The 21,172-nt window shown below is 38.5% G+C and carries 18 protein-coding genes; 8 read left to right on the top strand and 10 right to left on the bottom strand.

Annotated elements, in window-relative coordinates; all coding sequences use genetic code 11:
* Positions 1 to 455: 455 nt before the first annotated feature.
* Positions 456 to 1,688 (bottom strand): tyrosine--tRNA ligase, encoded by a 1,233-nt coding sequence (gene tyrS, locus B554_RS0101375; protein ID WP_019456688.1) that lies wholly within the window; start codon positions 1,686 to 1,688, stop codon positions 456 to 458.
* A gap of 61 nt (positions 1,689 to 1,749) precedes the next feature.
* Here tyrS and B554_RS0101370 point away from each other — a divergent pair, with 61 nt between their 5' ends.
* Positions 1,750 to 2,877, top strand: a complete 1,128-nt coding sequence (locus tag B554_RS0101370) for an anhydro-N-acetylmuramic acid kinase (RefSeq protein WP_019456687.1) — start codon at positions 1,750 to 1,752, stop codon at positions 2,875 to 2,877.
* 127 nt (positions 2,878 to 3,004) lie between these two features.
* Complete coding sequence (locus tag B554_RS0101365) at positions 3,005 to 3,847, top strand: alpha/beta fold hydrolase (RefSeq protein WP_019456686.1); 843 nt, start codon at positions 3,005 to 3,007, stop codon at positions 3,845 to 3,847.
* 59 nt (positions 3,848 to 3,906) lie between these two features.
* On the opposite strand, the gene erpA is transcribed toward B554_RS0101365, so the two are convergent.
* From erpA to B554_RS0101345, 4 genes are all read right to left on the bottom strand, one after another.
* Positions 3,907 to 4,242, bottom strand: a complete 336-nt coding sequence (gene erpA / locus B554_RS0101360) for an iron-sulfur cluster insertion protein ErpA (RefSeq protein ID WP_002115421.1) — start codon at positions 4,240 to 4,242, stop codon at positions 3,907 to 3,909.
* Positions 4,243 to 4,366: 124 nt separating this feature from the next.
* Positions 4,367 to 5,371, bottom strand: a complete 1,005-nt coding sequence (locus tag B554_RS0101355; RefSeq protein WP_019456685.1) for a putative solute-binding protein — start codon at positions 5,369 to 5,371, stop codon at positions 4,367 to 4,369.
* Between the two features lie 354 nt (positions 5,372 to 5,725).
* Entirely contained in the window at positions 5,726 to 6,733 is a 1,008-nt protein-coding gene (locus tag B554_RS0101350; protein WP_004698179.1) for a putative solute-binding protein, read from the bottom strand.
* A 255-nt stretch (positions 6,734 to 6,988) separates the two neighbouring features.
* Positions 6,989 to 7,993 carry a putative solute-binding protein gene (locus tag B554_RS0101345; protein ID WP_019456684.1) on the bottom strand — a complete coding sequence of 335 codons (1,005 nt, stop codon included), beginning with the start codon at positions 7,991 to 7,993 and terminating at the stop codon, positions 6,989 to 6,991.
* A gap of 253 nt (positions 7,994 to 8,246) precedes the next feature.
* On the opposite strand from B554_RS0101345, the gene abc-f reads away from it, so the two are divergent.
* Both abc-f and B554_RS0101335 read left to right on the top strand, forming a co-directional pair.
* Entirely contained in the window at positions 8,247 to 10,178 is a 1,932-nt protein-coding gene (gene abc-f, locus B554_RS0101340; protein ID WP_019456683.1) for a ribosomal protection-like ABC-F family protein, read from the top strand.
* 267 nt (positions 10,179 to 10,445) lie between these two features.
* On the top strand, positions 10,446 to 11,003 hold the full coding sequence (locus B554_RS0101335) for a VTT domain-containing protein (protein WP_002051888.1): 558 nt from the start codon (positions 10,446 to 10,448) through the stop codon (positions 11,001 to 11,003).
* Between the two features lie 88 nt (positions 11,004 to 11,091).
* On the opposite strand, the gene cybC is transcribed toward B554_RS0101335, so the two are convergent.
* From cybC to dnaA, 5 genes are all read right to left on the bottom strand, one after another.
* A complete protein-coding gene (gene cybC / locus B554_RS0101330) occupies positions 11,092 to 11,484 on the bottom strand; it encodes a cytochrome b562 (protein ID WP_019456682.1) in 393 nt (130 codons plus the stop codon).
* A gap of 37 nt (positions 11,485 to 11,521) precedes the next feature.
* Positions 11,522 to 13,990: a DNA topoisomerase (ATP-hydrolyzing) subunit B gene (gene gyrB / locus B554_RS0101325; RefSeq protein WP_004698165.1), complete on the bottom strand. Its 2,469-nt coding sequence runs from the start codon at positions 13,988 to 13,990 to the stop codon at positions 11,522 to 11,524.
* Positions 13,991 to 14,042: 52 nt separating this feature from the next.
* Positions 14,043 to 15,125, bottom strand: coding sequence for a DNA replication/repair protein RecF (recF, locus tag B554_RS0101320; RefSeq protein ID WP_019456681.1), 1,083 nt, complete (start codon positions 15,123 to 15,125; stop codon positions 14,043 to 14,045).
* Positions 15,126 to 15,139: 14 nt separating this feature from the next.
* Positions 15,140 to 16,288, bottom strand: a complete 1,149-nt coding sequence (dnaN, locus tag B554_RS0101315; protein ID WP_019456680.1) for a DNA polymerase III subunit beta — start codon at positions 16,286 to 16,288, stop codon at positions 15,140 to 15,142.
* A 97-nt stretch (positions 16,289 to 16,385) separates the two neighbouring features.
* Positions 16,386 to 17,783, bottom strand: coding sequence for a chromosomal replication initiator protein DnaA (gene dnaA, locus B554_RS0101310; RefSeq protein WP_019456679.1), 1,398 nt, complete (start codon positions 17,781 to 17,783; stop codon positions 16,386 to 16,388).
* A gap of 670 nt (positions 17,784 to 18,453) precedes the next feature.
* Here dnaA and rpmH point away from each other — a divergent pair.
* From rpmH to yidC, 4 genes are read left to right on the top strand one after another with little or no spacing between them, the layout of a single operon-like run.
* On the top strand, positions 18,454 to 18,588 hold the full coding sequence (gene rpmH / locus B554_RS0101305; RefSeq protein ID WP_000831329.1) for a 50S ribosomal protein L34: 135 nt from the start codon (positions 18,454 to 18,456) through the stop codon (positions 18,586 to 18,588).
* A 29-nt stretch (positions 18,589 to 18,617) separates the two neighbouring features.
* Positions 18,618 to 19,010: a ribonuclease P protein component gene (gene rnpA / locus B554_RS0101300; protein WP_004706196.1), complete on the top strand. Its 393-nt coding sequence runs from the start codon at positions 18,618 to 18,620 to the stop codon at positions 19,008 to 19,010.
* Positions 19,011 to 19,020: 10 nt separating this feature from the next.
* Positions 19,021 to 19,341: a membrane protein insertion efficiency factor YidD gene (yidD, locus tag B554_RS0101295; protein WP_004706194.1), complete on the top strand. Its 321-nt coding sequence runs from the start codon at positions 19,021 to 19,023 to the stop codon at positions 19,339 to 19,341.
* Between the two features lie 5 nt (positions 19,342 to 19,346).
* Positions 19,347 to 21,107, top strand: coding sequence for a membrane protein insertase YidC (yidC, locus tag B554_RS0101290; RefSeq protein WP_004706192.1), 1,761 nt, complete (start codon positions 19,347 to 19,349; stop codon positions 21,105 to 21,107).
* The last annotated feature ends 65 nt before the right edge of the window (positions 21,108 to 21,172 follow it).

Here is a 21,172-nt window from a genome sequence, read left to right as displayed (position 1 = left end):
GGATTAAGATCCCTTTGCAAGGGGTATTTCAGCCTTTTTCTATTGAGTGCCGTTTTTTTCTGCTATTTTGCAAAAAAAGTGATATATATGGCTTTTTTTTAGGCATTTTCACCACTTTTATTAATTTCTATTTTGGAAAAATACAGTTTACCTTAGATTTTTGATGTCTTTTTATAGAGCTCATAGACATATATATCATTTTCGGTTCCAAAGATTCCAAAGATTCCAAAGATTCCAAAGATTCCAAAGATTCCAAAGATTCCAAAGATTCCAAAGATTCCAAAGAAACAATAGAGTAAATACTCTATTTCAACCTATATTTCTTCTTATTTTTAAATTAGTTCTTTTATCATTAATTATGTTTAGTGGGTTCCACGTGGAACGTTTAATTGATTTTATGATCCAGAAATAAAAAAAGCAGGATTACTCCTGCTTTTTATCACTACACAACATTCTTAGTCAGTGAATGTTACTCGTGCAATTGCTTTTTTACCTGACTGAATAATGAAAGTACCGTTTTCTTTTACAGAGAAACCTGCATCAACAGCATTCCAGTCAACTTTTACTGCACCGCGAGCTACCGCATCTTTTGCAGCTGCTGCATTTGGATTTAGGCCTGCTACACGTAAAATCGTGGCAATAAAGATTTCTCCACCAAACTCGCCACGCGAAATAGTCACTTCAGGTGTATCTTCAGGTACTTCACCTTCTGTAATACGGTTACCAGCACTTTTATGAGCATTAGCAGCTGCTTCTGCATCATGGAAGCGTTCAACTAGCTCAAGCGCGAGAATACGTTTTACTTCCTGCGGATTACGACCTGCAGCAATTTCATCTAATAAAGCTTTGATCTCATCGAGAGATTTAAAACTTAATAAATCGAAATAGCGTTCGATTAAAGAGTCAGGCATTGATAATACTTTTTGGTACATTGCCCCTGGTGTATCAAATACACCAATATAGTTACCTAAGGATTTAGACATTTTATTTACGCCATCTAGACCTTCTAGAATCGGCACAGTGATACATACTTGTGATTCTTGGCCATAACGGCTTTGTAAGGTACGACCCATAAGTAAGTTAAAGGTCTGGTCTGTTCCGCCTAACTCAACGTCAGCTTCAAGTGCAATTGAGTCATAACCTTGAACTAGAGGATATAAAAACTCATGAATTGCAATCGGCTGATGGTTGCTATAACGCTTAGTAAAGTCATCACGTTCTAACATACGAGACACAGTTTGCTGGCTTGCTAATTGAATAAGGTCAGCAGCAGACTTTTGATTAAACCATTCTGAGTTAAAACGTACTTTTGTTTTATTTGGATCTAATATTTTGAAAACTTGTTCTTGATAAGTTTTAGCGTTAGCTTCTACTTGTTCACGTGACAACGGTGGACGCGTTGCGCTTTTACCAGTTGGGTCACCGATCATCGCTGTATAGTCACCAATTAAGAAGGTAACTTCATGGCCCAAGTCTTGGAACGTTTTTAGTTTGTTAATAAGAACCGTATGTCCTAAATGTAAATCTGGTGCAGTAGGGTCAAAACCAGCTTTAATTTTAAGAGGACGATTCTCTTTAAGCTTTTTCAGTAAATCTTCTTCTGAAATAATTTCGTGCGTGCCTCGTTGGATGAGGGCAAGCTGTTCTTCGGCGGGCAAGAAATTTGACATCACAAAACCTAAACACATCAGTTATTCAATTTGTGCGATATACTAACATTTTTTCAGCGTCTTGCAGGGGAAGTTGCATATGAGCGCAATCTATATCGGCGTAATGACTGGCACTAGTATGGATGGTGTAGATATTGTTGCGGCTTCATTTGAGCCACTACAGCTTCATGCCACTCTTACAGTTCCATTCGAACCCGAGTTACGTGATGAGCTTATGGGATTAACTTTACCCGATGACAATGAAATTGACCGCATGGGTAAAGCCGATGTTGCCCTAGCCAAAATGATTGGTCACGGGATTAATAGCTTAATTGAAAAGCATCAATTAGACCGTAGCCAAATTAAAGCGATTGGTTCACATGGGCAAACTATTCGTCATCGTCCAGAGCATGGCTTTACGTTACAAATTGGCGATCCAAACATCATTACTGAAATTACTCAGATTCCGGTTGTTTCTGATTTCCGTCGTAGAGATATGGCTGCAGGCGGACAAGGTGCTCCATTAGTTCCAGCTTTTCATCAGGCATTATTTCAACATCCAAGCATTCATCGTGTGATTTTGAATTTAGGTGGCATTGCCAATGTAAGTATGTTGCCTGCCAATAATCCTGACGGCGTATTTGGGTTTGATACGGGGCCTGCGAATATTTTGATGGATGCATGGTGTCATCGCCACACGGGTCATCCATATGATGAAAATGGTGATTGGGCTGCTTATGGTCATCCTATCCGCTCTTTACTCGATCGTCTCCATGCGCATGAGTATTTTTCTAAAGAACCACCTAAGAGCACAGGACGTGAAGACTTCAATATTGACTGGCTAGATGATCAGTTAATTGATTGGCGTAATGATTTAACTTACGATGAGTTAGAAGATACACCTGAAAATATCCAAGCAACTTTATTAAAGCTTACTGTGCGTGCCATTCAAAAAGCGATTTATCGCTCTGAGATGGAAACAGGTGAAGTATATGTATGTGGTGGTGGTGCTTATAACTCTTATTTGTTAGAGCAATTACGTTGGCGTTTACGTAAACATAATTGGTCTGTTCAACCTACAGATGTTTTAGGGCTCTCCCCTACTTGGGTGGAGGCTACCGCATTTGCATGGTTAGCTATGCGTTTTGTAAATGGTTTAAGTGGTAATTTGCCAGCGGTAACAGGTGCTTCGAATTTTAGAATTCTAGGAACAATCACAGCGGTATAAGATTTTTTATAAGTTCTTTTACCTAGATTCGACCTCATAACACATTTACTGACCCGAAATGCTGTTATGTAAATAGACATAAAAACTCATGATAAATGCCGACAAAAATAATTTAAGGCATGTTGTTATGGATTTGACCAATCGTATTCATCAATACACTCGTGGGGCTTGGACATTCGATGTGATTGATTCAGGCCCTATAGATGGTCCTCTCGTTGTTTTATTGCATGGTTTTCCAGAAACTGCCCATAGTTGGGAGCAAACTTCTGAACTATTGCATCAGCATGGATTTAGAACGCTTGCGATTCATCAACGTGGTTATAGTTTAAATGCTAGGCCTCAAAGCCGATTTGAGTATTCTCTGAGTGAACTTGTAGAAGATGTGGCAAGCTTTATTAAACAAATTGGTCAACCAGTTTATTTAATTGGGCACGACTGGGGTTCTGTAATTGCGTCTAGTGTAGCCATGAAGTATCCACAATATATTCAACATCTCACTTTAGTTTCTGTACCTCATCAAGCCGCATTTTTAAAAGCTTGTTTAAGCAGTAGACAACTTTTTAAATCTTATTATTTTGCAATTTTTCAGCTACCGATTCTGCCCGAACTTTTATTTAAAAAGATACCGAAATTAGGCCGTAAGTTTCTAAAGTCATCAGGCATGACTGAACAACAAATTGAAATATTCGAAACTGAATTTATAAAAGAAAATAGATTAACAACGGCGTTAAATTGGTATCGAGGATTTTTCTGGGATAAAGCTCGGAATTCGCTTAAAGCCATAGATGTTCCAACGTTGTTTATTTGGGGTAAGCATGATATTGCCGTTACAGAAAAAAGTGCCGAGCTAAACTCACATTATTTTAAAAATAGTTATGACGCAGTTTTTATGGATGCATCGCATTGGATTCCATATCAAAATGCACCAGAACTCGTGCAATATTTTTTAGAATCTGTCCGTGAAGAGTAAAGATATAGGCAATAAAAAACCTCTCAAAATAGAGAGGTTTTTTAAATTTTAAAATTCTTTTAAATCGAGAAAGATGAACCGCAACCACATGTTGTTGTTGCATTCGGGTTTTGTACGATAAAACGTGAACCTTCAAGGCCTTCTACATAGTCAACTACTGAACCAATAAGGTATTGGTAGCTAAGTGAGTCAACCAGCATTTTTACATCGCCATTTACGAATTCTGCGTCATCTTCATTTACGCTTTCAGCAAAATTGAAGCCATACGAAAACCCTGAACATCCACCACCTGTTACATATACACGTAACATGAGATCGTCATTCCCTTCACTATCACGGAGTTGGCGTACCTTATTGGCAGCATTATCTGTCAAAACTAGAGCTTGGGCATTCATGATGATGGTTCCTCGGATTTTGCTGTGCCTTTCAAAATAAAAAAGACCCTATATTGAGTATAGCATAATCAATATAGGGTCTGTCTTCGAAGTTTAAAGCGAATCTTGAGTATTTTTATCAAGATTATTTGTAATTCTCATCTTGTAAGCCGCATTCGAAGTTTTTCGCATCTTGTTTACAACGGAATTGCCATAATAATTTCATCATCCGTTTATCATAAACACCACGCTTTGTAAGATTAATTCGTGATTCACGCATAAGCTTTTGATAGCCCGGTTTATCAGCAGCAGGAACATCCATCCAGTATTTTTGTGGAATATCTGCTTTCATTTTTCCTAAAATAGTAAAGGCACGAGGCAGCTGACCTGCCACCCATTCTCTAGATTTCTGACCAAATCCAGCTGGGAATTTATCTGGACGGATAATAATATTTCCAGTTACCTGTAAGATTGGATAGTTAACGATTGCTCCTTTCGTACCTAAGCCTTTTTGTAGCTCTAAAGGTTTAAATGCTGCTGCTGGTGCACCAATAATATCGACCTGATGGTTATTAAATTTAGCGCCAAAGTTAGTCACATCAGCACTTACAGCCTGTGCTCCTACCTGCTGAACCATAATCTTTTGCGCTTCATCGTAATCTAGTACAGCAATTTTTTTACCTGCAGCTTTCGCTACTGTATTAATGCTACGGTCGTTTACTAAAAGGTAAGCATCTCCTACGGGAATAACACCAACAACCTCATAGCGGCCATTAACCATATATTTACTAAAAGTAGGACTCGCTAAACCTTGCATTATTTTTACAGCAAGCTTGAGGTCAGGAATCGCACCAATAGCATCTAATGATCCTGTAAATGAGTTGAATTGACGCCCGCGCATACCTGATACGCTAATGCCGTCACATTTACCCGCTTTAAAATCTTCAGCAATCACTGCTTCATTCTGGTTTACTTTTAGTTCGATATCAGCTCCCCAGTTTTTAGCGGCAAGTTGATAATCTTTCATGAGTGCATAAACGTCGCCATTTTTTCCAACGAAGTCAAAAACACATACCGTTTGTTTAGCCTGAACTGCAAAAGAAACGGTGGTAAGTCCCATAGCAAGTAATAGCGTTTTGGAAAATTGCATATTCGTTGTTCCTTTCCTTGTGGAGTTTTTGTTTTTCGATACCAAGAAATTTCATACCGATCAGGTATGAGTCGGATAGGCTTCATATAAAAATCATGTTGGAATATTTTTATAGACCGAATTTGCTTTTATGATTTTACTTCCATGAAAAATAGATAGTGACTGACCTACCTATTAGCAATTATTTTTAATCACTCAAGTCCTTGATCCATTTTTATACCTTCATGTTTCCTTATGAAGTTTTTATCTAAATTTAGCTTAACGTCTTTCTAACTATCCACAATGGCTGAATTGACAGCCTATATAAAGTAAAAAAGCCTAGAACTAAGTCTAGGCTTTTAAGATCAATATGAATTATTCACCAGCCATTGAACATTCAAAGTTAGCTTTGTCTACAGAACAACGTGCTTTTTTCAATACAGACATCATACCCGCATCGTAAATACCACGTTTCGTTAAGTCCATACGACCATCACGTAACATTTTTTGGTACTTAAGTTTGTCTTCAGCACTTAGGTTCATTTTGTATTTACCCGGAATCTGTGCTTCTAGGCGGTTAATCATTGCAAAGTTTTTAGGTAATTGTTTTACGAACCAATCACGAGATTTTTGACCAAAGCCCGCTGGGAATTTATCTGCACGTAATACAAGGTCAGCAGTTACGTGTAAAACTGGGAAGTTCCACATTACACCGTTTGCACCTAAACCTTTGTTTAGTTCTAATGGTTTGTATGCATAAGCAGGCGCACCTACCATATCTACCTGACCATTATTAAATTTAGCAGCAAAGTTTGAAATATCAGAAAGAACTGCCTGAGCACCTACACGCTGCACCATAATTTTTTGTGCATCGTCATAGCCTAATACGGCGAATTTTTTACCCGCAGCTTTTTCAACAGAGTTGATGTTTTTGTCACGTACGAAAATAAATGCTGAACCTAGCGGAGAGATACCAGCAACTTCGTATTTTTTACCACCAAGGTTAGTTGTCATTTTTGCAGCATTACGTGCATCTAATACATAGGTAATAGCACGCTGTGCGATTTGGTTGTTAGGAACACCACCAAGCGAGTCGATTGATCCTGCGAATTTGTTATATTGGCGTGCACGCATAGCAGTCATTGCTACAGCATCACATTTACCAGCTTTAAAATCATTATCTGCAACAGCCTCGTCCTGACGAGGAACTAAGTTAATTTCAGTACCCCAGCCTTTTGCAGCTAGAGCCCATTCTTCCATCATTTTATATGAGTCGCCTGCTTTTCCTAAGAGGTCGAATACACACACGGTACTCGCTGCTTGTGCTGAAGCAGAAAAACCAACAACAGAAGCGGCAGCCATAGCAAGTACGATTTTTTTCATTTTCTTCATCCTTCCACGGAATAGATTTTTTGTTTGAAGTTTCCTTTCAAACACAGATATTAATCATGTTTTTTAGAAAAAAATAGAGCTTTTACTCAAATATTTTTATCTGATTGGATCATTGTTTGTTCTATTTAAATTATTTATTAGAAGTAAAAATCTCTAATTTTCCGTAAGTTACTTTTTATATTCACAATTTTCATACCCATATTCAGCTTTGAAATATGTGTAGCGATTTTGTGATTAAAAAACAAACTACTCATCATTGAGCGTACATTCAAAATTAGTACGTTCAATCGTACAACGTGCACGCTTCAGCACACTCATCATGGTCGCATCATAGACACCTTGCTTGGTTAATTTGAGCCGTCCTTCACGCAATATTTTTTGATATTTCAGCTTATCCTCAGCTGAAAAATTTAATTTAATTCTAGGCGGTACCCCTGCTTCCAACTGTTTTACCATATTGAAGTTTTGCGGTAACTGTTTAATAAACCATTCACGAGACTTGATTCCAAAGTTGGCTGGAAATCTATCATTTCTTGTTATTAAATCCCCTGTAACGTTAACAACAGGAAAAGTGAACATCGCTCCATTCGTTCCTACGCCTTTACCAATTTCTAAGGGTTTATAAGCATAAGCAGGTGCGGCAATTGCTTCGACTTGGCCACTATTAAACTTTTTCACAAAATCGGTAATTTCCGATGGAATAGGATGTGCACCGACACTTTCAACCATAATTTTTTGCGCTGCGTCATACTGTAAAATAGCAAATTTAGTACCACGTACTTTTTCAATTGAGTTCAGGCTTTTATCTCTTACAAACAAATAAGCCAAACCAATCTGTACAATACCCACAACCTCGTAGTTTGTTCCATTTTGTGTAGTTACCATGCGATGTCTATTACGCTGATCTAAAACGTAACTAATTGCCTTTTGAGCAATTGCATTACTGGTCACACTACCAATCGCATCAATCGAACCTGCAAATTTATTATAATTTCTTGCTCGCATAGAGGTCATATAAGCTGCGTCACATTTTCCCTCTCGCAATCTACGATCTACCAAAGCTTCATCTTGAAATGGAATTAAAGTAATGTCAGCTTGCCAACTTTTGGCTGCAAGCGCCCACTCTTCCATCATTTTGTAGGATTCACCTGATTTTCCCAATAAATCGAATACACATACATTTTGCCCAGCATGTGCTGTTCCCATAGCACAGCAAAATACTGTACCAATTATCCCCAATCCTTTTTTCATTTGACTTTCCTTAGTCTAGTTTTATTAGGAGTTCATTTATCAACCAAGTTTTAAATTGTTTTTATTTTAGCCATATTTTTTAAAAAGTGGTCTATCTCGTTAAAAATTTAGATATTTTCAGACGAATAGCTTAAATAGAGATTAGGTTAAGCTATGCAATCCCAGCATTTATAAACTAAAACTGCTAAAACTTTGTCTTCACGGTCAGTTCTCTTTAAAATACAGCATCCCTAACTCACCTCGATAAAACAAGATGATTCAATTTGACCAAGTTTCTTTACGCCGCGGTGGACGTGTTCTATTTCAAAAAGCATCTATGCAATTACACCCAGGTTGGAAGATTGGTCTGACTGGGGTCAATGGAGCAGGTAAATCAACTTTATTTGCAGCGTTACTTGGAAGTTTAAGCGCAGATGAAGGTTCGCTTACTCGTCCTTCAGGCTGGACTGTTGCGCATATGGCACAAGAAGTAAAAGCTTTGGATATGCCAGCAATTGATTTTGTTCTTTCAGGTGATGAAGAGTTTTGGGATATTCAAAATAAGCTTGCTCATCCAGATCAACTAAGTGACTTTGAGTTAGCTAAATTACATGGTCGTTTTGATGAAATTCATGGTTATTCAGCACCATCTAAAGCTGCACAGCTCATGGCGGGCTTAGGTTTCCTAGAGAATCAATTGCGTTTGAACGTTGAGAGTTTCTCTGGTGGATGGCGTATGCGCTTAAACTTGGCGCGTACCCTTATGAGTCGTTCCGATTTATTATTACTAGACGAACCAACCAACCACTTAGACTTAGATGCAATTTTGTGGTTAGAAGACTGGCTTAAAGCCTATGAAGGTACCCTCATCCTCATTTCACATGACCGCGACTTTTTAGATGCGATTACAGATCATATTCTCCATATTGAGAATCAGGAACTCACGCTTTATACGGGTAACTATTCAACATTTGAAACAACTCGAAGTGAACGTTTAGCACAACAACAACAAGCTTTTGAGAAGCAGCAAGAAACACGTGCTCACCTACAAAAATTTATTGATCGTTTCAAAGCAAAAGCGACTAAAGCTCGTCAGGCACAAAGTCGTATTAAACAACTTGAGCGTATGCAACAACTCGCACCCGCTCATGTCGATACGCCGTTTACTTTTAGTTTCCGTGAACCGACAAAAATGAGTTCACCTTTGCTGACCTTAGACAATGCCAGCATAGGTTATGGCGATAAACAAATCGCTGAAAAAATTAGACTTCAAATTACACCAAACTCGCGTATTGGTTTACTCGGTATGAATGGCGCAGGTAAATCAACATTAATTAAGAGCTTGGTGGGTGATTTACCACTTTTAGCAGGTGAACGTAAAGCTTCCGAGTTACTTAACATTGGTTACTTTGCGCAGCACCAGATGGATGCTTTAGATGGTCACGCTAGCCCAATGTTACAGCTTGCCCGTATAGCAGATAAACAAATTAGTGAAGCCACCCTACGCTCTTTCTTAGGTAGTTTCGGCTTCAGTGGTGAACGTATGGATACACCATGTGAAAGCTTTTCTGGTGGAGAGCGCGCTCGTTTGGCTCTGGCACTCATTGTATGGCAGCGTCCAAATGTTTTAATTCTTGATGAACCAACGAACCATTTAGATCTTGATATGCGACATGCGCTGAGCATGGCTTTACAAGATTTTGAAGGTGCTGTCGTACTGGTTTCCCATGAACGTCAGCTTATTGCCAGTGTGTGTGATGAGCTTCTTTTAGTACACGGCGGTAAATGTACCGAGTTTGAAGGTGATTTACAGGATTATGCTAAATGGCTACGTGAAGCCCGTCAGCAACAAATTAATGCTCAAACTGCAGTAGCACAAAATAACTCGTCCTCTACCACTTCTGCCCCAGCTAAAATCGATAAAGAAGCACAGCGTAAAGAAGCCGCGCGTCGTCGTGAACAAACTCGACCTATTCGTAAAAATATTGAAAAAGTTGAATCTCAAATTGAAAAGCTACAGCCACTGCTTGCTAAGATTGAAGAAGCTTTAGCGGATAGCTCACTATATGAAGCTGCACGTAAAGATGATTTGCTTAAGCTGATGAATGAACAAACTGAACTGAAAGCTAAACTTGAGCAATATGAAGAGCAACTTTTAGAACTTATGATGGAACTTGAGGAAATGGAAGCCTCTTTCGAGAACTAAGTTCTTGCCTGTACTGGTATTTTTTAAATAGCAGTACAGGCTTTTAGTTCAAATAAGAGCTTTATTTGCGCTACTTTATAAAAATGTGAATGACTTCGAATAATATTTCATTCAGCTGTTAAATTTTTGAGATAGATTCAAATTTGATAACATATAAAACTTAAGCTACATCTTAAGGGTTGCCATACACAGATAATTTAACTAAATTCTGTAACTTCGTTTTTACCCTTGTTTAGTAGGTATTTAATTCGGGATCAGACAAACTGAATGAATTTTATTGATTTTATTACTAATTTTGAACATTTTTTACCTATTTTAATTCAGGAGTATGGCGCATGGGTCTATGCCATCCTCTTTTTGATTATTTTTTCTGAAACAGCTTTTGTATTTATGTTCTTTTTACCTGGGGACAGTTTACTTCTAACCGTTGGTGCTTTGTGTTCAGTGATTGAAATGATGCATCTAGGTTACATGATTACTTTGCTGACTGTAGCTGCAACGCTTGGCTATATTGTGAACTATTCTATCGGTCGTCATTTTGGTAACAGAATTTTTGAAGCAAAATCACGTTTTATTAAGAAAGAGTATTTAAATAAAACCAACCGTTATTTCTTACAACACGGCGGCAAAACTATTCTTCTGGCACGCTTTATTCCTTTTGCACGTTCTTTTGCACCATTAGCTGCAGGCTCTAGCAATATGAGTTATGGAAAATTTTTGATCTATAATGTCGCTGGAGCTATTTTGTGGATCTGCATTCTATTAACAGCTGGATATTTATTTGGCCATGCGCTCATTCAGGTTACAGACTTAGTAGAAAATTGATCTTTTTAGGTTTAATACACTGAAATAGACCAAAAAATAAAGGGAATGAATCAATCATTCCCTTTATTTTATTTAGATCAAAATGAATCTATCTAAATTTTTTGTGGTTTTCATTACGGATATTAACTAGATTAATTGCTTCTGATTTTGCTTGGTCTAATTGACCCTTATCAACCAATACAGTAACTCGATCAATTTCAGCAACCAACTGATCTAAACCCGCTTGATATTGTTTTACCTGTACATTTTCCGGCGGTAAACCCTCCAACTTATGAGGTAAAGATTTTTTTGATGATAATGCTGCCTGACGCATAATCACAAGCTGCTGTTTTGCGTTATTGAGATCTTTCGCTTCAGCAAAGGCTTTTGTGCTCTTTGCTAAAGTTTTCATGTCGGCTTCCAAGTCAGCTGCAAATGCAGAATGACTCACTAAAGCCACACATGAAATCAGCATACTTGCTAAAATTTTTTGACTCATCATCTTCTCTCCCTAGACTGATTTAGAATCTAGCTATCAATTAAGCATCAATATCTGCATTTAATGCATTTTCTTCAATGAAAGCACGACGTGGTTCAACGTCATCACCCATTAAGCATGAGAACATACGGTCTGCTTCGATTGCATCATCAATAGTCACCTGTAACATATTACGGTTTTCAGGGTCCATTGTGGTTTCCCAAAGCTGTTCAGCATTCATCTCGCCCAGACCTTTATAGCGCTGAATCATCATTCCACGACGTGAGTCTTGCAAAATGTGCTGCCATACTTGATGGAAGTTAGCCACTTGAATACGGCGATCACCTTTCTGTAAATATGCACCGTCTTCAATCAATTTGAACCAACTCTTCGAGTTCTTCAATAAACGAGCATATTCTGCTGAATTTAGTAAGCCAGCATCAAGTAAGTAAGCATGTGGTAAGTTATGAACATACACTGTCACACGTGGCCAATAATGCGCAGTTTTCTCACCCTGAGCATTTTCACGCTCAAAGGTTTCCAGTGTAATTTCTGGACGCAAACTTGGCTGTAGTCGTTGAATAGCTTCACGTACTTGATCAGCCCATTGTTGTACATAAGCTTGATCATGATTCTGGTCAGCTTTAAACGCTTCCATTTCAAGTAATGCATCAAGTAAGCTCGCTGGATAACGCAATGTTAAACGCTGTAGGCTCTTTTGTGAAACTTGATAGTCCTGAATCACTTTTGCCAATGCTTCGCCTGTAATCGCAGGTGCTTCAGCACTAATATGTAAAGCAAGCTCATCAATCGCATTTGAAATTAAGTATGTTTCTAATGCATCGTTATCTTTGATGTATTGCTCTTGCTTACCTTTTTTCAGCTTATACAAAGGTGGCTGTGCAATATAGATATGACCACGTTCAACCAACTCAGGCATTTGACGGAAGAAGAACGTTAATAACAATGTACGGATGTGCGAGCCATCGACGTCGGCATCGGTCATGATGATAATTTTATGATAACGAAGCTTGTCAGGATTATATTCTTCACGGCCAATACCACAGCCAAGTGCTGTAATTAATGTACCTACTTCCTGACTCGAAATCATTTTGTCAAAGCGAGCACGTTCAACGTTCAAGATCTTACCTTTCAAAGGTAAAATAGCCTGCATTTTACGGTTACGACCTTGCTTGGCACTACCACCCGCAGAGTCACCCTCGACAAGATATAATTCAGAAAGTGCTGGGTCTTTTTCCTGACAGTCAGCTAATTTACCTGGTAAACCAGCGATATCTAACGCGCTCTTACGGCGTGTCATTTCACGTGCCTTACGCGCAGCATCACGTGCACGTGCAGCGTCAATAATCTTTCCAGCAATCGATTTTGCAGCTTGTGGGTTTTCTAATAAGTAAGCAGAGAACTCTTTGTTCATTGCTTGCTCAACCGCCGGTTTTACTTCACTTGATACCAATTTTTCTTTCGTTTGAGACGAAAACTTTGGATCAGGAACTTTAACCGAAATAATCGCCGTTAAACCTTCACGCGCATCATCACCAGTCACATTGACTTTCTCTTTCTTGAGAATGTTTTCATTTTCAAGATACTGGTTTAAGCCACGTGTTAAAGCAGCACGGAAACCTGCTAAGTGCGTACCACCATCTTTTTGCGGAATGTTGTTTGTGAAACAACGAACGTTTTCTTGATAACTTTCATTCCACTGCAATGCAACTTCTACACCAATACCACTTTCGGTATCTGCGGTGAAATGGAAGATCTCATTGAGATGAGTTTTACCTTCGTTAATGTATTTTACAAACTCAGATAAACCACCTTCGTAGTCATATACATGCTCAAGATTAATACGCTCATCACGTAAAACAATGCGCACGCCCGCATTTAAGAAAGAAAGCTCACGTAAACGACGCGCTAAAATTTCAACGTTAAAAATGGTTTGACTAAAAGTTAGTTCACTTGGCCAGAAACGTACAGTTGTACCACTACTATCCGTTTCACCAATCACACGTAAAGGATATTGCGGATCGCCGTGTTGATATTCTTGCTCATGAACTTGGCCAGCACGATTAATAATTAAATGCAATTTACTTGAAAGTGCGTTTACAACTGAAACACCTACCCCGTGTAAACCGCCTGAAACTTTATAGCTGTTGTCATCGAACTTACCACCTGCGTGCAGAATAGTAAGAATTACTTCGGCTGCAGAAACACCTTCTTCAGGGTGAATATCAGTTGGAATACCACGACCATTATCTGAAACACTCACAGATTCATCTTCGTGAATCGTAACAATGATTTCATCACAGTGGCCAGCTAAGGCTTCATCGATTGCGTTATCGACAACCTCGAATACCATATGGTGTAAACCGGTACCGTCGTCTGTATCCCCAATATACATGCCCGGACGTTTACGAACTGCATCTAATCCACGTAATACTTTAATACTAGAGGAATCATAAGCCTTTTCATTGGTTTGTTCTGTTTGAGAGGCTGATTGAGACTCTGAACTCATGGTTTCTCCCTAGCAAATATAGGTTTATTCAAAGATGGGTAACATCAAAAAATTATGGTGAAGCAAGACTAACTTGACCGGATTCAACATTGAATAATTGATATGAAATGGACAGATCATGTAAGTGTTTTTTTACCGAAGCATGATCTAAAGTTGTCATAAAAACCTGGCTACCAAGTTGGCTTAATCGTTCAATTAAACGTTGTTGTGCGGTTAAGTCTAATTCTGCTGTCAGATCATCTAATAATACCACAGTTTCCTTATTACTCGCATGCAACATTGCAATTTGTGACAGTTTTAAAGCAATAATCAGGAGTTTTTTCTGACCTCTTGATAAAACATCATCTGCGTGTCCAAAGGGTGTTTTTAAGCGCAAATCAGCTCGATGTGGACCATACTCTGTATAACGTCTTTCAATGTCTTTTTGATGCTGATTTAACAAGTCTTGCATGAGTCCCTGCTCAGTATGAAAACCTGGGCTATATTCCAGTTCAATCTCTAAATCAGGCAGCAATTGACTTAAGTCATTTTGAAAATAAACATTCCATTGTTCTACGATGCTTAAACGCTGAGAGTGCAAAATTTCACCATAATCACTCAACATTTTGTTCCACGGCTCTAAATCAGCCAAAGAAAGATTGCGTCTTGTTTTGAGTAAGGTATTTCGCTGTTTTAATGCACGGGAGTAGTATTGCCATGCAAAATAAAATTCAGGTTCCACGTGGAACATCAGCCAATCTAGAAGCTGACGTCTTGGCTTAGCGCCATGATCAATAATATCTGTACTTTGGGGGTCAATATGCTGTAAAGGAAGTAATTTGGCGAGCTGACCTTGTGTTGCCACCGTATCGCCATTCACTTTCATCAACTGCTCACCAGAAGCAAGTTTCTGCATACCGATTTTTTCAGTCACCGATTGAGCAAATACAATCGCGTCGTCAGCTTCATATTGAATATAATTCTTTGGAATATGTGTACGAAATGAACGACCTGTTGCAAGCAAATGAATTGCTTCCAGAATTGAAGTTTTTCCTGAACCGTTGGCGCCATAAAAAACATTAAACGGTTGCAAACCATGGAGTGCAACCGTTTTTAAATTACGCACACGTTCTATGTTTAAACGCGTAAGATGCATAGAATTAAACCAAATTAAACACGCATCGGCATAACAACGTAAGTCTGATCAGGGTGAGCTGGATCTTGTACCAATACTGATTGGTTCGCCTCAGTCATGCTCATGTTGACATCATCACCATCTAATACACCTAATACATCAAGTAAATATTGAGCATTAAATGACATTTCTAATGGTGAATTTTGATATTGGATTGCTAAATCTTCAATCGCTTCATCTTGTTCAGGGTTATTTGCACGCAGCTGCAAAGAATCTTGATTAAAGTTTAAGAAAACACCACGTAATTTTTCATTACTTAAAATTGCGACACGCTGTAATGATTGCTTAAATACATCATGACCAATCAAAACATGTTTATCACCACCACGTGGAATCACACGGCGGTAATCAGGGAATTTTCCGTCAATCAATTTCGTCGTAAAACGAACGGTAATATCACCTTGTTCTTTATCACGACTTGGCGTATTAATCGTCACATTTAATAATTCACGACCAATAAGCAAGGTAAGTTGCTCATCTTCAATACTCAGTAAACGTTGTAATTCACCAACAGCTTTACGCGGCACAATTGCTTGAACTAATTGAGATGAACTAGAAGAAGCCAAAATTTCACATAGAGCAAGACGGTGGCCATCAGTTGTTACTGCACGCAATTGATTTTCATCAATTTCTAACAAAGTACCGGTTAGATAAAAACGTACATCTTGTACAGCCATCGCAAAAGCAGTTTTTTCAAATAAACGCTTTAATTCACGTTGAGTCACCTGTACTTGCGTACCTTGGCTATTCTCAGTATTGAGTAACGGATAATCTTCAGCTGGCAGAGTACCTAATACAAAACGGCTATTACCAGACTTTAAAATACATCGTTGATCTTCAGTAATTTGTAAATCAATTAATGCAGCTGTTGGCAAAGATTTACAAATGTCCATCAACTTACGCGCAGGAACAGTTGTTTCACCTGCTTCAAGGCACGCCCCTTCTGATAAAGCAGTACTCGCCACCAGTTCAACTTCTAAATCCGAACCTGTAATGGTAAGTGCTTGACCATTAGTCTGAATTTTGACGTTTGAAAGAATATTCAAGGTATGACGACGTTCTACCGCACCGACAACATGCGATAAAACATTGAGTAAACTTTCTTTAGCGATTTTCAAACGCACGATTCATTCCTCTAGCAACTTGGAGCAAACATTTCATTTTTTAGCTGTGTACTATGCTGCACTTATGGAGACTTTGCAACAACGTCTTATGATTTCATTAACTCTGAAGAAGACGTAATAAGTTCTTATAATCTTCGTCAAAGATAGGATCTTCTCCCCGCAAACTAACCACTTTTTCACACGCATGCATTACGGTGCTATGGTCTCGTCCACCAAAAGCCATTCCGATTTCCGGAAAACTATCACCCGTCAATTCACGAGCAAGCCCCATCGCCAATTGACGTGGTCGTGCATAAATTCGTGTTCGTTTTGGACCAACTAATTCTTTTAACGGGATACGGAAATATTCACTCACCACGCGTTGTATATTTTCTACACTAATTGTACGTGCACGAATCGCCAATACATCTTTTAAAGACTCTCGTACGACATCAAGGTCGATCGGAGCACCTTTAAAACGTGAAATTGCAACTACTTTATTCAACGCACCTTCAAGTTCACGTACGTTCGCTACCACTTGTTGAGCAATAAATAATGCACAGTTTCTAGGCAAATCAACGCCACTATTTTCAGCTTTTTTAAGTAAAATTTCGATTCGTGTTTCAATATCTGGCGGTTCAACACCTACTGATAGACCCCAAGAAAAACGAGAAACCAATCGAGGGTCAAGTTCTGTTAATTCTTTAGGATATCGGTCAGACGTTAAAATAATTTGTTTAGATTCATCAAGTAAGGCGTTAAATGTATAAAAGAATTCAACAAGACTAGCTTCTTTACCAGCCAAAAGGTGAATATCATCAACTAATAATAAATCTAGAGAACGACAATTTTTCTTAAATTCTTCAACCTTTCCTTTTTGTAAGGAACTCACAAAATCCTGTACAAAACTTTCCGAAGTCATATACATGACTCTCGCATTCGGCTTAGCTTGGAGCAAGGCATTACCAACTGCTTGCATTAAGTGAGTTTTACCAAGGCCCGTTGGACCATATAAAAACAAAGGATTGTGTTGAGATGCACCTAATTGCGTTAAAACCTTCCTGCATGTTTCAGCAGCCATCTGGTTAGAACGGCCTTCAACAAATAAAGAAAATGTAAATTGTGGATTTAAAAGCTTCTTTTTTGATGTTTTAGGATTAACAACATTATTAGCAACAGCTTCTACTTCCTTTTTAACCTTAACAGGTTGAGCTACATGAGCAGTCTGTAAAGCTGCTGTAGTAGTTGCAGGTTGCTCATTAGAAGACAAAATACTACCAGGACGGGAATCGACCAAGATTTCAACTTGACGCACTCGCCCTTCTGACAGTTGTTCTGCCAATATAGAAATTAACTCTAAATGATTCTCTTGAATATAACGCGTCCAATAAGGATTAGGAGCATATAGACGTAGTATACCCTCCACTTCTTCAGCTACTAAAGGGCGAATCCACATCGCAAAGACGTTATCAGAGAGCTCTTGTCGCAAGCGAGTTAAGCAGTCTGTCCAAAGCATGTGTATCCCCTATGTCTGCGTTTTAAATTCAAATCATTTAAAGATTAACCCTTCCTGATAAGAAGGGGTCGCCATTCTACCCAAGTTATCCACATCTGTCATGACGATTTCAGTTGATTTTGTCTAAAAAGAAAACTCTTGTGAATAAATTTAAATTCAAAACCAATTGTGAATAACTTTTTGCACATCCTGTGGATAAATTAACACATAAACTTATCCACAATCTATAAAGTTAATAAAAACAGAGTTATCAACAACTCAAATATATGTTTTTTAAATTTAAAACTACGAAATCCACAGAAAAAGTCCACACTAATAAGAATAAATTTAAATTTTAAAATTTGAATTTATATAATAGGGTTGCATCAAATTGTGGATAACTAAAAAATATGAATTTAAATTCAAATATACCAAACTAGAACCACTTTGACATCTTGGTTTGTTGATAAGTGTGTAAATAAGAAGTGCATATCTTAAAAGTCTCAATAAAAATAAACAATTACTTTGTGTATAACTCTTAAATAAGAAAAAGTAGCTAAATATAAACAGAAGGTAGGAAAGTAAAAATTTGACTTAAATACAAAACTTTCTCGGTTTTTCATTGACAGCGTAAACATTGCACAATAAAATCGCGGACCTTTATAGAAAGATCATTTTTGGGAGTTTCAATATGAAACGTACTTTCCAACCATCTGAATTAAAGCGTAAGCGCGTTCATGGTTTCCGTGCTCGTATGGCAACTAAAGCTGGTCGTCAAGTTTTAGCTCGTCGTCGTGCAAAAGGTCGTCATAGCTTAACTGTTTAATTACTGTTAGCTGACCAGACTTGGGTGTGATGGCACTTTACAGTTTTAGCACAGATCGTCGTGTACGCTGTGCTGCAGATTATAAAAGTGTATTTGATGGTGCGCTTTTTAAAGTGCATCAGCCCCATTTTTTATTTCTTGCAAAATTCACCGAACAGCCTAATAGCCGTTTGGGTATTGTCGTTGCTAAGAAAAAAGTGCGCCGTGCGCATGAAAGAAATCGAATAAAGCGTCTTGCCCGTGAGAGCTTTCGTCTTAATCAGCCGAAATTTGGGTTAGACATAGATGTTGTTGTAATGCCTAAAGTTGGTATTGAAACGATTACGAATGCTGAGCTATATCAACAATTAGATTTTGCTTGGCAAAAATTACAACGCTTGGCAAAAAAACATTCTAAAGTTGTCCCAACCTCGCAGAACTAAGAGATGACCAATGGTTCGTATTTTGCGTTGGTTGATTCGTCTGTATCAAATTGCGATTAGTCCGCTTCTTGGACCCCGTTGTCGTTATATTCCAACTTGTTCCCAATATGCGATAGAAGCATTACAAACTCATGGTGCAATTAAAGGCGTTTGGTTATCTTCTAAACGTATTTGCCGTTGTCATCCATGGGGAGGCTCCGGATATGATCCGGTACCGCCAAAAGCAATTCGTTTTATTTCGTTTCATCAAATAGATTCTCAAACGCATCATGTTGCTGTACCCTTTCGTGATCGTTTAATGAAGCAAAATCTCTCTAACCATTTGGGGTAATAGATATGCAACAATGGGCCAGGTTTGCAATTCTCGGGGCCATGTTTGTCACCGCATATTTGCTCATTTTGGCTTGGCAAAAAGATTATGGAAATGCTGCAACTGCACCGCAACAACAAGCGGCGGCTGTAAGTTCGCATGAAGTATCTGCTGATTTGCCAAATGCCAAAACTGCAACAGTGGCTTCCGATGTGCCACAAGCAAATATTGCGCAGTCACAAACCACAGATGCAACTGCACCTGTGAATCAACAGCTTATTTCAGTACAAACTGACCTTTACCATATTTGGATTAATCCAAAAGGTGGTGATATTGTTCGTATTGAATTACTCTCTCACGACAAAAGCAAAGACAGTAATCAACCTTTTGTTATGCTTGAAAATGATGCCAAGCGTACATATGTTGCTCAATCTGGCTTAATTGGTTTGAATGGACCAGACAGTAGTCGTGGTGGTCGTCCGTTATATGCGGTTGAAAAAACATCATATACTTTGGCTGATGCTAAAGGTGTACAAGATCAAAAGGGTCAGGCTGAAAAAGTTTTAAACGTTCCTATGGTATTTAAAACACCAGAAGGCGTTGAAATTATTAAAACTTTCACCTTTACTCAAGGTCAGTATCCAATTGTTGTAAGCCATCAAGTCATTAACCGTAGCCAACAAAATTGGCAAGGTCAGATGTTTGGACAATTAAAGCGCGATAACTCTGAGGATCCTGGTAAGTCTTCTCAAGGTATTTTCACACTAGGAACTTTCTTAGGTGGAGCATGGGGTACGCCTGATTCACACTATAACAAGCTTAAATTTGCTAATTTCTCAGAAGAAAAAGTAAATACTGAAGCTAAAGGTGGATGGGTTGCGATTGTTCAGCATTATTTCGTTAGTGCTTGGATTCCTGGAAATCTTAAACTGACCCAAGCAAATGGTCAGCCTTATGTTGCGAAGCTTGAATCTCGTCAGTCTGCGGATCATATGAATATTATTGGCTTTACGTCGCCAGTAATTAATGTTCCAGCTGGCACTTCAATGGAAGTAGATGCGAAGCTTTATTCAGGTCCAAAAGTACAATCTGAATTAAAAGATTTGGCTGTAGGTTTAAACCAGACTGTTGACTATGGTTGGTTATGGCCAATTGCCAAGTTGTTGTTCTTAGGTCTTCAATTCTTCCATAGCATTGTAGGCAACTGGGGATGGTCGATCATCTTGCTTACCATTATGGTGAAGATGATTTTGTGGCCTTTATCTTCAAAAAGTTATCGTTCTATGGCGAAAATGCGTGTGATTGCACCAGAAATGCAACGCATGAAAGAAGAGTTCGGTGAAGACCGTATGCGCTTCTCGCAAGAAATGATGGCACTTTATAAACGTGAACAAGTTAACCCACTGTCAGGTTGCTTACCATTATTGCTACAAATGCCAATTTTCCTTGCTTTGTACTGGGTACTCATGGAAAGTGTGGAATTGCGTCATGCGCCATGGTTAGGCTGGATTCAAGACTTGTCAGCAATGGATCCTTGGTTCATCTTGCCATTAATTATGGGTGCGACAATGTTTGCTCAGCAAATGTTGAACCCGCAACCTGCTGATCCAATGCAAGCGAAAGTATTCCGCATTATGCCGATTATGTTCACGGTATTTATGTTGTTCTTCCCTGCGGGTCTGGTGTTGTACTGGATTGTGAACAACAGTATTACTATTTTACAGCAGTCGTTTATTAACAAGAGTGTTGCGAAAAGTCGTCTAAACAAGACTGAATCAGCATCTTAAACGTTGAACTTTTGCTGAATCAATCCGCTTAAGATGGTAATCTTAAGCGGATTTTTCTTTGGCTG

Source organism: Acinetobacter sp. GG2, from assembly GCF_000292385.1.
Lineage (GTDB): Bacteria > Pseudomonadota > Gammaproteobacteria > Pseudomonadales > Moraxellaceae > Acinetobacter > Acinetobacter seifertii.
The sequence above is the reverse complement of the archived record's forward strand: the minus strand, read 5'-3'. Positions and strand labels throughout refer to the sequence as shown.

Bases quoted from the DNA above. Each gene is read 5' to 3' on its own strand.
- tyrS (WP_019456688.1), bottom strand. From the start codon at position 1,688: ATGTGTTTAGGTTTTGTGATGTCAAATTTCTTGCCCGCCGAAGAACAG.
- B554_RS0101370 (WP_019456687.1), top strand. From the start codon at position 1,750: ATGAGCGCAATCTATATCGGCGTAATGACTGGCACTAGTATGGATGGT.
- B554_RS0101365 (WP_019456686.1), top strand. From the start codon at position 3,005: ATGGATTTGACCAATCGTATTCATCAATACACTCGTGGGGCTTGGACA.
- erpA (WP_002115421.1), bottom strand. From the start codon at position 4,242: ATGAATGCCCAAGCTCTAGTTTTGACAGATAATGCTGCCAATAAGGTA.
- B554_RS0101355 (WP_019456685.1), bottom strand. From the start codon at position 5,371: ATGCAATTTTCCAAAACGCTATTACTTGCTATGGGACTTACCACCGTT.
- B554_RS0101350 (WP_004698179.1), bottom strand. From the start codon at position 6,733: ATGAAAAAAATCGTACTTGCTATGGCTGCCGCTTCTGTTGTTGGTTTT.
- B554_RS0101345 (WP_019456684.1), bottom strand. From the start codon at position 7,993: ATGAAAAAAGGATTGGGGATAATTGGTACAGTATTTTGCTGTGCTATG.
- abc-f (WP_019456683.1), top strand. From the start codon at position 8,247: ATGATTCAATTTGACCAAGTTTCTTTACGCCGCGGTGGACGTGTTCTA.
- B554_RS0101335 (WP_002051888.1), top strand. From the start codon at position 10,446: ATGAATTTTATTGATTTTATTACTAATTTTGAACATTTTTTACCTATT.
- cybC (WP_019456682.1), bottom strand. From the start codon at position 11,484: ATGATGAGTCAAAAAATTTTAGCAAGTATGCTGATTTCATGTGTGGCT.
- gyrB (WP_004698165.1), bottom strand. From the start codon at position 13,990: ATGAGTTCAGAGTCTCAATCAGCCTCTCAAACAGAACAAACCAATGAA.
- recF (WP_019456681.1), bottom strand. From the start codon at position 15,125: ATGCATCTTACGCGTTTAAACATAGAACGTGTGCGTAATTTAAAAACG.
- dnaA (WP_019456679.1), bottom strand. From the start codon at position 17,783: ATGCTTTGGACAGACTGCTTAACTCGCTTGCGACAAGAGCTCTCTGAT.
- rpmH (WP_000831329.1), top strand. From the start codon at position 18,454: ATGAAACGTACTTTCCAACCATCTGAATTAAAGCGTAAGCGCGTTCAT.
- rnpA (WP_004706196.1), top strand. From the start codon at position 18,618: ATGGCACTTTACAGTTTTAGCACAGATCGTCGTGTACGCTGTGCTGCA.
- yidD (WP_004706194.1), top strand. From the start codon at position 19,021: ATGGTTCGTATTTTGCGTTGGTTGATTCGTCTGTATCAAATTGCGATT.
- yidC (WP_004706192.1), top strand. From the start codon at position 19,347: ATGCAACAATGGGCCAGGTTTGCAATTCTCGGGGCCATGTTTGTCACC.